The sequence below is a fragment of the Brucella ciceri genome (genome assembly GCF_041930145.1).
In the GTDB taxonomy this organism is placed as follows: domain Bacteria; phylum Pseudomonadota; class Alphaproteobacteria; order Rhizobiales; family Rhizobiaceae; genus Brucella; species Brucella intermedia.
The window spans coordinates 145752-156923 of sequence record NZ_JBHEEV010000009.1; the positions used below are offsets into that span (position 1 = coordinate 145752).

The following is an 11172-nucleotide window of genomic DNA, read 5'->3' on the forward strand; positions in this document are numbered from 1 at the left end:
GTGCCCATGGGCCTTTTGACTTGGGTCGGGAAGCCTTTCGGGCTTCTTTCCGGCCCATGGCGCGCATTCTTTGGAATGTCGACGACGAGCGGCGAGACGGTCACTTATGAGCACGCCATGCAGCTTGATGCTGTCTGGGCGTGTGTGAACCTGATTTCCAATGCCGTGAAAACGCTGCCCTGCAATGTCTACAAGGGCGATGGCGTTGACGTCGATTATGAGAATCCGCTGTACGAACTGCTGCACGACTTGCCGAACTTGGACGATAGTGCGTCAGATTTCTGGGGTATGGCTGCCCTTTGCCTTTGCCTTGATGGCAATTTCTTCGCGGAGAAGAAGAAAAATGGCGGTCGCCTGGTAGCGTTAAACCCGTTCAATCCGCTTTGCGTTGATGTGAAGCGGGATGACCGGAACAACCGCTACTACGAAGTCACCGAACAGTACAAGAATGGCAAGAAGGGTGGCGTCCGCAAAATCCGTGAAGAGGACATGCTTCATGTCCGCGGATTGGTCATGCCGGGCTGTGACCGCGGCCTTTCGCCAATTGCCGCTCAACGCAATGTGATCGGTAACGCCATGGCCGGCGAGAAGACGTCGGGCCGTATGTTCAAGAACGGCATGATGGCTTCGGTCGTCTTGTCATCGGACCAGGTTCTGAAGCCCGATCAGCGCAAGCAGATTGCGGAATCGTTGCAGGCATTTGCCGGTGCCGACAAGGCAGGAGGGATTGCGGTGCTGGAGGCGGGTCTCACCCCGTCGCAGATCACCATCAACCCCAAAGACGCGCAGATGCTTGAGACGCGCCAGTACAGCGTCGAGCAGATCTGCCGCATTTTCGGCGTTCCACCGGTCATGATCGGGCATGCCGCGAATGGCACGACGACGTGGGGCAGCGGGATAGAGCAATTGATCCTGCAGTTCACCAAGACCTGCCTGGCGCCACTGCTAAAAAGCATTGAATCCGCGATCTACCGCGACTTGCTTGATGCAAAGACCCGCAAAACGACTGTCGTGAAGTTCAATATGGAAGGTCTGCTGCGTGGTGATAGTCAGGCGAGGGCGGAGTTCCTGCAGAAGATGGTCCAGAACGGCATTTACACGCCGAACGAGGCCAGAGCTTACGAGAATAAGCCAAAGATGGATGGCGGCGACGAATTGATCGTCAACGGCACCATGCAGCCTCTGTCCATGGTCGGACACAACGGCGGGTCTCCGCTGGATGATGCACAGCCAAGCGCTGGATAAGGGAAAATCATGAAATTCGAACACATTTTGACGGCCTTCGAGGCCGAACCGTGGGCGATTCAGCGCGAAAAACTGGCCGTTTTGGCAGATGTTCTTGCGGCACGTGTGGCGGGCGACAAGCTCGTCACATCTGAATTTGCAGCGGCTGTTTCTGATGCTCGCGCAAAGGAAATCGCCGAAATTGACGGCAAGGTCGCAGTGATCCCGGTTTATGGCGTATTGGCCGACCGAATGGACCTGTTCTCCGCTATGAGTGGCGGCACGTCTTATGCCGGTATCAAGCGTCAACTGCACAGGGCACTGTCCAACGAGGATGTGAAGGCGGTTGTTCTTGATATTGATAGTCCTGGCGGCTCGGTACCGGGCACGGACGAACTCGCAACGGAAATTCGTAAACTGCGCGGCGGCGAAAAGCCGATCACAGCGCAAGTGAACTCGCTGGCTGCGAGCGCTGCCTACTGGATTGCGTCGTCTGCCGACGAAATCGTTGTTACGCCGTCCGGGCGTGCGGGGTCGATTGGTGTCTATACGGCACACGACGATATCTCTGCCGCGTTGGAAAAGGCTGGCGTCAAGCGCACCTACATTTCGGCAGGCAAGCACAAGGTCGAAGGCAATGAAACCGAACCGCTCGGAAAGGACACGCTGGCCTACATTCAGGACAGTGTAAACCGCTCCTATGGCCGGTTTTTGCAGAGCGTTGCCGATGGGCGTGGCGTCACGAAATCCAAAGTAGAAGACGGATTTGGTCAGGGCAGGGTGTTCTACTCTGAAGCGCTGATCGACCGGGGTATGGCTGATCGTATTGCCACACTTGACGAGACCTTGGCCCGATTGGGCGCGAACACCGAGCCGGAATATGTCCGCCGCGTAAAGGCGGCCAACGCCGCAAAGGCAGAAGCCGCACAACTGTTGGCCCACAAAATGGCCTCTGGCGAAGTAATCACCAAACGCGAATTCGAAAACGGGATCAGGGGACTGATCGGCTTGTCGAACTCGGAAGCGGAGCGAGCCGCATCGCTCTACTTCAAGGAACATCAGGGGGAACCTGATGCTGATGCGGAAAACGCCGCTGTTTCGGCGGCCCTAGAACGGCTTTTAGCCGAAACACGCACCTTCACCATTTAGTATCAGGAGGACGAATGTCCGAAGTTTCTCTTGCCGAGAAGATCGGCGAGCTTGGCCAGTCTTTGGCTTCTATCAAGGAAAAGGTCGGCAATCTCGCGACCGATTTCACCACGCAGCTTCAGCAGCACGGTACAGTATCCACCGAGCTGACCGGCAAGGTCGACAAGGCGCTGTCTGAACTCGGAGACACCACGACCCGAATTAGCGAACTGGAAAAGCGCGCCGCTCGTGAACGCGATGACGTTGCGCAGGGCCCGCAGGACGTTGGCGATATCGTCGTGGCGTCCGAAAAGTTCAAGTCGACCGATGTGTCTGGCGCATGGCGCGGTTCGATCCGTGTCGGCATGGAACGCGCTGACATTACCTCGGGCAATACCACTGTCGGTGCCGGTCGTTCGGCTGGAACCTCGCTCGTACCGGGACAGCGCGTGCCAGGCATCATTGCCCCGCCTAATCGCCAGCTGACGATCCGCGACCTGATTGCTCCCGGCCAGACCTCGGCCGCAAGCGTCGAATTTGTCAAGGAAACGGGCTTTACGAACAGCGCTGCGCCGGTCGCAGAAGGCACGCAGAAGCCGAAGTCTGACCTGACCTTCGATATGGAAACCACGCCTGTTCGCACGCTGGCCCATATCTTCAAGGCGAGCCGGCAGATCCTCGATGATGCTCCGGGCCTTGCAAGCTATATCAACGCTCGCGGCACGTACGGGCTCAAGTTCGTTGAAGAAGGACAGCTTCTGAACGGTGACGGTACTGGTCAGAACCTGCACGGCATTCTCCCGCAGGCATCGGCCTTCACTCCGGCGTTCACTCCGGAGAACGAAACGGCAATCGACCGCCTGCGACTGGCAATCCTGCAAGTCATTTTGGCTGAGTACCCGGCGAGCGGCTTCGTTCTGCATCCGACGGACTGGACCAAGATCGAGCTGACCAAGGATCTTGGCGGCAACTACATCGTCGGTAATGCCCAGTCCCCGATCGGTCCTTCGCTGTGGAATCTGCCGGTCGTCCAGACCCAGGCAATTTCTGCTGGCAAGTTCCTGACCGGTGCGTTCAATCTCGGTGCGCAGATCTTCGACCGAATGGGCGTCGAAGTGCTTCTGTCCAGCGAGAACGATAAGGACTTCGAGAACAACATGTTCACGATCCGTATCGAAGAGCGCCTTGCGCTGGCGGTTTACCGTCCAGAGGCATTCGTGACTGGCGACGTCAATCCGCCTGTAACTCCTTAATCGTGATGGGGCGCTTCGGCGCCCCTTTTCACGAGGAAATCATGAAAATCAAAGCGCTGAAAACCTTGGTCGGCAATTATGGCCGATTGGACGAAGGCATGGTCGCCGATCTGCCAAACTGGCAAGCCGGACCGCTTCTGGCGCTTGGTTATGTCGAGAAGTTTACGGAGGTTGGCGATGGCCGACACGAAGACACGCAAACGCCGGGTGGCGAGCTACATCGGGGCGGGAATCGTCGATCCAAATCCGGCTCCCGAGCCAGAACCTGAGCCTGAAACGCCGCCGGAGGGTGGTGGCGATGGCACTGGTTGACCTGGAGCTGTTGAAGAAACACCTTCGTGTGTTTCATGACGACGAAGATGCCGAGCTGGAAGTTTATCTGGCTGCAGCGGAAACGATCGTCGTCGAATATGTCGACAGGGAAATCGTGGCTACCGGCGCGACGCCTACCTTGCCGGATGGCATTATTGTTACGCCGCCCATCACGGCAGCGATCTTGTTGGTTGCGGCTGATCTGTACGAGAACCGCGAACCTGACATGAAGGCCGAAGGCAACGCAGTTCTGCCGCGTCACGTTCGGGCGCTACTTGCACCATATCGGGTTTGGCGCACGTTGGCGGTGGAAGAGTAGCGTTCGGCTTTCCTGTTCATCGCAAGTTCATGCATAATTCTTCAAGATGCGTCTTGAAAGGAGTATGCAGAATGAAGCTTGTTAAGGGACTTATTGCTGGGGTTCTGGGCGTCGGGCTGCTGATCGGGGCAGGTGCTGCGCAAGCTGCACCAACAATCAACGTTGCAAAGCTGGACATTAGCTCCAATGTTGAGCAGGTCCGGGATCATCGTGGACATCATTCGCGGAAACACTGGAAGAAGCGGCATTACTACAAGCGCCATCATTGGCGCTCGCACCACCGCCATTACCGTGGGCCACGGTGGCATTCACACCGCTATTACCGACATGACGGCTGGCGTAATCACCATCGTCACCACTATCGCGGTGGGTATTACATCAGAAGAGGGTACTGATTTTAGGGCGCTACGGCGCCCTTTTCTTACGGAGTAATCAATGCCCTGGCTCCACTTCACAGCCACCTACGACTTTATTCCAAAGCCTGCGGTAACGATCCGCTACCCGGCGGGCTACGTCGGGCTAGTGACCACACCTTGCGCTAATCGCGCTGTTGCCGCTGGCAAAGCCGAGCGACTTCCAACCCCCAACAGAGACGAGGCTGAAGCATGGCGAAGCGCGCAGGTGCCGGCAGCCTGAACTGCCGTTTGACGTTTCAGCGTCGCGAACAGATAAGCGATGAATGGGGCGGCACGCGCGGTGAGTGGGTTGACCAGTTCACCGTGCCGGGAAGGCTGGAACCGCGTTACGGCAGCAATGCCGAAAGCGTCATGGCGGCGCGAATGCAGTCCATGCAGCCGTACAATCTGACCATCCGCGGCAGCACCGCGGCAAGGCAGATAACCGCATCGTGGCGGGCCTACGACGCTCGGGCGGGTAAGACCGGGGACAAGCCCAACCGGGTTTTCGGAATCAAAACCGTCGTCAATCCGGACGAGCGCAATGCCTATTTGGAAATGCTCGTTGTTGAAGGCGAGGAAACGTGATGGCGGTTAAGATAAAAGGTCTGGATCGCCTGCAGATAAAGCTCAAGAAATTCCCGGAAGTTGCTGAAACACTTGTCAAAGCCGCTATGGAGCAAGGCGCGCAGGACATCGTCAACATGATGCAAAACCTTGTTCCCGTCGATGATGGCGAACTGATGGAAAGCATCGGTTGGACGTGGGGCCAAGCGCCCAAGTACAGTCAGCGCATTGGCAGCGTTAAGTCGAATGACGGCAAGCTGACAATCACGATTTACGCCGGCAATTCCAAGGTGCGTTACGCACATCTGGTCGAATTCGGCAGTGCGCCACACATGAACGGCGGCATGTTCCCCGGAACATTCAACCCTGGGTCCAAGGCGCAGCCCTTCTTTTACGTCTCATGGCGAGCTAAGCGGCGAAGTGCACGGGCCCGAGTGTCGCGCGCAATTACCAAGGCAGCCAAACAGATCGCGGCGGACCGCTAATGGACCCGGTTTTAGAACTTCAAGGCGCAATTATTCAGCGATTGCGCAGCTTTCCCGCGCTTGTCTCGCTGATTGGTCAGCGCAGCTACGATAACCCGCCGACGAATGACCAAGGGCAAGTCTCACCCTCGATCTTTCCGTATGTCAGCATCGGCGCGTCGAGCGCTCAACAGGCAAACGCCGACTGCATTTTCGCTGACGATATCATTTTCCAACTGGATGTCTGGTCGATTGAGCCAGCCAAAAAGCAGATGCGCGACATCGCAAACGCGGTGCGTCTTGCAACACGAGGGTGGGAGCCTGCTTTGGCATCTAATGCCCTCGTGACATTCGACTACTGGCGAACTGACTACATACAGGACGGCGCGATCAATCATGCGTCGATCCGTTACACGGCGATCATCGAGCAGCCCTAGGGCCCTCCACGCCGACCACCCCAAAAATCTGTCTATACGCCGCCCCTCTGGGTGGTCTTTTTCGTATGGAGGCCACAATGGCTCAAGCTACGACGATCAAAGGCGGCAAGGTCCGCGTGAAGATCGGCAAAGTTGGCGTAGGAGGTGAAATTACCTATGCCGCACCGTGTGGTTTTACTCAAAGGTCGATTAGCCTTACCAAAAACCTGAATGAAGTACCGATCCCGGATTGTGAAGACCCCGATAAGGTCGACTGGGTTGGGCGCGACGCGGTCTCGCTGTCGATGGGGGTAAACGGCGAAGGCGTATTGGCTGCGGAGTCAGTCGAAGATTGGCTTGATGCTGCGGAATCGATTGATAGCGTCCCCGTCCAGATTGATCTCGAGTTTCCCGCTAAGACCTACACGTATACCGGCAAAATGCACGTCGAAAGTCTCGAAATTGGCGGCAACAACGGCGAGCGAGCGACAAACAACGTTTCTATGCAGTCGGACGGCGAGATGGTCCGCACCTCTGCTCCGACGGCCCCGTAATGAGCAGGGACGCGAAAGTTGAACTCGACTGGGCGGATGGTACTTATACCTTCCGCCTCGGTTGGGGGGAATTGGAAGCATTGCAGGAGGCGTGCGACGCCGGCCCCTGGGTCATTCTGGAGCGGCTTTTCACCAAACAATGTCGGGTCGGCGATATTGCCCATGTTATCCGGCAGGGACTGATTGGTGGAGGCTTGGAGCCGACCGCCGCCACGAAACTCGTGCGAACTTACATCGAAAAGCGCCCGCCTGCCGAGAATATCGTCTTCGCCACCATCATTCTCCAAGCGGGTATTCAAGGCGTGCCGGAGGAGCCTGTGGGGGAGCAAGCAGCGGCAAATCAGACGGAGAACAGCTTGACAGTCTCCCCAACGGAAAAGTCAGATTTGCCGCGGTCTACGGCAACGGCGCGGCGCTCGGCTTCACGCCGCAAGAAGTAAGGCAAATGTCCATGTGGCAGTTCATGGCTGCTGTTGACGGTTACGTCAAAGCTAACTCGACCGACGATACCGGCTTGAGCCAGGCGGAAAAAGACGAGCTTTGGGAGTGGGTGAGCGAGGGGTAGGGTTGCTTTCTAGTAGCAACCCAACTGTGTCGCTTCAGCCTGCGCCTGAGCGCGTTCAGCTTCCAGTATTCCAGCATAGTTGGCCCGGCTAAGCAGTTGTTGGCATCTTAGTTCTTTGTTCGCCGTGTCCGATGCCTGATTGCTGGCGCAACCGGACAAAGCCAACATTGCTACGCAAACTGTAGTTATCGCTTTCATAGATCTTCCTCCTCGCAAAGGAGTATGGCTCGTGTCGGCATGATTGGTAAAGTGACGCCGCAAATCTACTTAAACGGATTCAGCGACTTTGCGCCTTTGGCCTTCGGATCGATGGTCAAAGTATATGTGCCGCCCGGCAACCTGTAAGGCGCGCATCGTTGTAGGGCCCGGTTGAGCGATTCCACGCCAGCCTTTCCGATCCCGTCTTTCGGGAACTCTTTGGCAGTCACATCCGACAAATCCCCATCTTTATCCAGTTCGACAGAGAGAACAATCTTGCTTGCCAATTTCAAAGAAGCAGGCGGGTTCCAGCACTCCAGAGCGGCCCGCGCGAAGGCAGCGTCCTGCTCATTAGCCAGCACTGGCATTGCCACAACGGCGGCAGCAATCACCAAAAAACATACTCTCATGGAGCCTCTCTGCCATGGCAACCAACCTTGAATCCCTTGTCGTTCAATTTTCAGCCGATTTCAAGCGATTGGAAAACGCCATCAATCGGCAGCGCGGACAGTTTACGCGTCAGATGCGCCAGATGGAGAAGTCCGCAGATGTCAGCGTACAGCGCATCAATGCGGCACTTGGCAACATCGGCAAGGGTACGATGCGAGACCTAGCGGCCCCTTTGACCGGCATTACTGCCGCGTTGGGTACGCGAGAGTTGATGCAGTACGCAGATGCCTGGACACAGGCGGGGAACCTTATCCGCGCGTCCGCGACCGCCGCGGGCGTCGGCGCTCGCTCGTTGAATGAATTGAAGGACGGGGCCAACGAAGCTCGAACAAGTCTTGAAGCCTATACTGATCTGTATGCTCGGCTGATCAGATCAGCCTCCGCTGTAGCCAAGTCTGAAGACGAGATTGCTTTGGCGACGTCGCTTGTCTCGAAAGCCTTTAAGGCAGGCGGGGCATCGGCACAGGAACAAGCTGCTGGCATCCTCCAGCTTGGTCAGGCGCTTGGATCGGGCGTGCTGCAAGGTGACGAACTCCGGTCGTTGCGTGAAAACGCGCCGGTCATTGCGAAGGCAATTGCTGACGAGTTTAATACCACTATTGCAGGATTGAAGCAGCTTGGTGCTGATGGGAAGCTGACGTCTGATCGCGTATTCAAGGCTATCCTGAATGCACAGAAGGGGATCGAAGCGCAGTTTAAAGCAACGAACTCAACGATCGCTGACGCCTTCACGCAGATTAATAACGAGTTTACCGCTTATATCGGCAATGCCGACAAGTCAGCGGGCGCAAGTAGGCAACTGGTGCAGGCGCTTCAGTTTGTTGCCGACAACTTCAAAGAAATTGCCGACGTCGTCGCAGCCTTTGCGACAGTGCTGATTACCGCATTCACGGGGCGGGCAATTGCTGGCGTTGTCGTCGGACTTGGTCAGGCAGTGGTAGCACTGGGCTCATTCCTGACCGCACTACGCACCGGAACAAGTGTTGTAGCAGCGTTCAGCGCGTCTCTCGGCCCGATAGGGCTTCTGGCCGGTGCCGCGGCCGGAGCGGTTTATTTGCTCTATAACAACATGTCGTCGGGCGACCGGGCGGCGAAGGCGTTTAGTTCTGCGATAAACTCGAACGAGGAGGCGCTGAACAGTGCGGCTTCGGCGTCGAAGGCATATCAAGCTGAGCTGGTAAAGCAGATCGGCCTGCAACTTGAGACAGCGCGAGCAACCGCTACTACGGCAGATGCCGCATTTGACAAATTGCTTATTAAAATGCAGGCCCTTCGTGAATGGGGGCTGGAATTTTCGCCGCTAGAATCCTGGGCCGCGGTCGCTAAAAAGGAAGCTCAGGCTGCGGATGATGCTGCTTATAGGTTAGAAAAACAGCATAAACGAGCTCAAGAAATCCTCGCCTCAACCCCATCGGGCTACGGCGGCGGTATCGCAACGACACCAGACGATAAGAAAAAGGGTCGAACGAAGAAAACTCCCGCCGAGCGTTTCGACAGCGACATTCAACGTATCGCCGACCGCACAGCCGCCCTTGTCGCAGAGACCGAAGCACAGCGCCAGATCAACCCGCTGATCAACGACTATGGCTATGCCATGGAGAAGGCGCGTACTGAGCAGGAACTGCTCAATGCGGCGCAAAAGGCGGGCGTGGCGCTAACGCCCGAACTGCGGGCGCAGATTGCCCAGACTGCAGACCAGTGGGCATTAGCTAGCGCAGAGGCTAATAAGCTTGCGGAGGCGCAGAACCGGATCAAGGAAACCGCTGAAGATATGGCGGCCTTCCAGAAGGATCTAGTTGGCGGGATTGCTGATGACTTTCTAAACGGCGCAAAGTCAGCTGAGATTTTCGCGAACGCTCTTGGCCGCATTGCACAAAAGCTAATCGATATCGGCCTTGCGAATATCTTCGATACTGACAAAGGCGGCTTCGATTTATTCGGTGTACTGGGTGGCATCTTCCGTAAAAACGGTGGTCCGGTAAAGCGCGCAGGCGGTGGCATTGTTCGCGGTCCTGGCGGGCCACGTGGCGACAAAATCCCGGCGATGCTGAGCGACGAGGAATTCGTCGTTAATGCGGCCGCGACAAAGCGCAACCGTGCTTTGCTGGAAGCCATCAACAGCGGGCGTGTTATCGGATTGAAGGACGGCGGCTCACCTTTACGCGCGCCATCCATGCCGATCCTGCGCACATCTGCTACGGCTCAGCAGGCACAAGCCGGGATTGCCGACGTTCGGGTCTTTGTGGATCGCGACGGAAACTGGCAGGCCGAAGTCGAACGCATCTCGCAGCGCAACGTCAAGCAGGGGCTGGCTTCCTACGATAAGTCGGGAGCCGTCCGGACCGCGCGTGATCTGCGGCAGGTAAACTCAAGAGGGTTGGCAAAGTAATGGCTGAACTACTTCCGACTGGCCTTCGATATCAGCCGACTTTCCCGGTCCTGAACCGCCCGGTTTCCATGTCTCAGTACGGGGATAGGGCGATATCCGCGATTGAGAACGGCGATCCGTTCTGGACGTGGACGGCGAAAATAAAAGCGATGACGAACGCGCACCGCCAGAGGCTCGAGGCCTTCATCGATCGGTGCCGCGGCGGTCAGGTGACGGTGCACTATACCCCCAAGCATGTTTGCATTCCTCAAGCCTACTGGGGCGACGCAAGCAACCCGGCGATTGGCGGTACGGCAACCTTGGGCGCGATCAACGGCAATACACTTACATTAAACGGGGTCGCAGTGGGGCTGAAGCTGACGAACGGCGACTTGGTGGGCTTCACGATTGGCGACTACAACTTTATCGCCCGCATCGTTGCCGACGCCACAGCGGCCAGCACGAGCGTGCAGGTGAAGGTTGAGCCCTTTCTGCCGTCCTACATCACTGTCGGTGCCACTGTCAGGTTCAAAGACCCCGTTATGAATATGCGGCTCATGCCGCGGACATGGGAAATTGGCGAGGGCAAGTTTCCCGATGCGTCTTTTCAGTTAATTGAGGTGCCGAGGTAGCCATGGCTACCGCTGTCGCCGAGCGCGAATAGCACGAATCCAGGTGTTGTTGAACATAATGGCCCCGATGGCCAACGCGACGGCACCCATGGCGATCATGCCGATAGCCACGCCTTGGTCTCCGAACTGCTGATATAACCAGCCCGTTTTTTCTACTGCCTGGGCAGGGTTTCCAAGGCGAAGAACGCCTTGGATCAAGGCGCCAAAACCGACAATCAACATGCAAACGCTTCTAATCATGCCGGCCAGTTATCAGTTGGGCGCGGTTCAATCCACCCTTTCATTGGTTTGACGGTAACTCATGGCCTTTCCAGCACGTCTACAGCA

At 56.8% G+C, this 11172-nt stretch carries 15 protein-coding genes; 13 read left to right on the forward strand and 2 right to left on the reverse strand.

All coding sequences use genetic code 11. From position 1 onward, the window contains the following. Positions 1-6: 6 nt before the first annotated feature. The 11 genes from JNC63_RS17550 to JNC63_RS17600 all read left to right on the forward strand — a co-directional run bounded on the left by JNC63_RS17550 (position 7) and on the right by JNC63_RS17600 (position 7072). Positions 7-1245: a phage portal protein gene (locus JNC63_RS17550; RefSeq protein WP_374846575.1), complete on the forward strand. Its 1239-nt coding sequence runs from the start codon at positions 7-9 to the stop codon at positions 1243-1245. Between the two features lie 9 nt (positions 1246-1254). Further along, positions 1255-2373 (forward strand): S49 family peptidase, encoded by a 1119-nt coding sequence (locus tag JNC63_RS17555; protein ID WP_374846577.1) that lies wholly within the window; start codon positions 1255-1257, stop codon positions 2371-2373. Between the two features lie 14 nt (positions 2374-2387). After that, on the forward strand, positions 2388-3605 hold the full coding sequence (locus JNC63_RS17560) for a phage major capsid protein (protein WP_374846578.1): 1218 nt from the start codon (positions 2388-2390) through the stop codon (positions 3603-3605). Between the two features lie 41 nt (positions 3606-3646). Further along, positions 3647-3874 carry a hypothetical protein gene (locus tag JNC63_RS17565; protein WP_266063795.1) on the forward strand — a complete coding sequence of 76 codons (228 nt, stop codon included), beginning with the start codon at positions 3647-3649 and terminating at the stop codon, positions 3872-3874. A 29-nt stretch (positions 3875-3903) separates the two neighbouring features. Then, positions 3904-4236 (forward strand): head-tail connector protein, encoded by a 333-nt coding sequence (locus JNC63_RS17570; protein WP_374846579.1) that lies wholly within the window; start codon positions 3904-3906, stop codon positions 4234-4236. 71 nt (positions 4237-4307) lie between these two features. After that, positions 4308-4631, forward strand: a complete 324-nt coding sequence (locus JNC63_RS17575) for a hypothetical protein (RefSeq protein WP_374846581.1) — start codon at positions 4308-4310, stop codon at positions 4629-4631. A 210-nt stretch (positions 4632-4841) separates the two neighbouring features. Then, the gene (locus JNC63_RS17580) at positions 4842-5219 is read left to right on the forward strand and encodes a head-tail adaptor protein (protein ID WP_374846582.1); all 378 of its coding nucleotides are present in this window, start codon (positions 4842-4844) and stop codon (positions 5217-5219) included. Next, complete coding sequence (locus tag JNC63_RS17585; protein WP_374846583.1) at positions 5219-5683, forward strand: HK97 gp10 family phage protein; 465 nt, start codon at positions 5219-5221, stop codon at positions 5681-5683. The genes JNC63_RS17580 and JNC63_RS17585 overlap by 1 nt, the downstream gene beginning before the upstream one ends. After that, positions 5683-6099, forward strand: coding sequence for a DUF3168 domain-containing protein (locus JNC63_RS17590; protein WP_100652363.1), 417 nt, complete (start codon positions 5683-5685; stop codon positions 6097-6099). Before JNC63_RS17585 ends, JNC63_RS17590 begins: the two co-directional genes overlap by 1 nt. 77 nt (positions 6100-6176) lie before the next feature. Then, positions 6177-6632, forward strand: coding sequence for a phage tail tube protein (locus JNC63_RS17595; protein ID WP_100652361.1), 456 nt, complete (start codon positions 6177-6179; stop codon positions 6630-6632). Continuing rightward, positions 6632-7072, forward strand: coding sequence for a gene transfer agent family protein (locus JNC63_RS17600; protein WP_285669367.1), 441 nt, complete (start codon positions 6632-6634; stop codon positions 7070-7072). Before JNC63_RS17595 ends, JNC63_RS17600 begins: the two co-directional genes overlap by 1 nt. Positions 7073-7460: 388 nt before the next feature. Here the strand turns inward: JNC63_RS17600 and tolA are convergent, their stop codons facing one another. Then, positions 7461-7790, reverse strand: a complete 330-nt coding sequence (tolA, locus tag JNC63_RS17605) for a cell envelope integrity protein TolA (protein WP_374846585.1) — start codon at positions 7788-7790, stop codon at positions 7461-7463. Between the two features lie 29 nt (positions 7791-7819). On the opposite strand from tolA, the gene JNC63_RS17610 reads away from it, so the two are divergent. Together JNC63_RS17610 and JNC63_RS17615 are read left to right on the forward strand one after the other, a co-directional pair. Beyond that, entirely contained in the window at positions 7820-10234 is a 2415-nt protein-coding gene (locus tag JNC63_RS17610; RefSeq protein WP_374846586.1) for a tape measure protein, read from the forward strand. Further along, positions 10234-10845, forward strand: a complete 612-nt coding sequence (locus JNC63_RS17615) for a hypothetical protein (protein ID WP_374846588.1) — start codon at positions 10234-10236, stop codon at positions 10843-10845. The genes JNC63_RS17610 and JNC63_RS17615 overlap by 1 nt, the downstream gene beginning before the upstream one ends. A 6-nt stretch (positions 10846-10851) precedes the next feature. Here JNC63_RS17615 and JNC63_RS17620 read toward each other — a convergent pair whose 3' ends face one another. Continuing rightward, the gene (locus JNC63_RS17620; protein ID WP_113341752.1) at positions 10852-11067 is read right to left on the reverse strand and encodes a hypothetical protein; all 216 of its coding nucleotides are present in this window, start codon (positions 11065-11067) and stop codon (positions 10852-10854) included. Between the last annotated feature and the right edge of the window lie 105 nt (positions 11068-11172).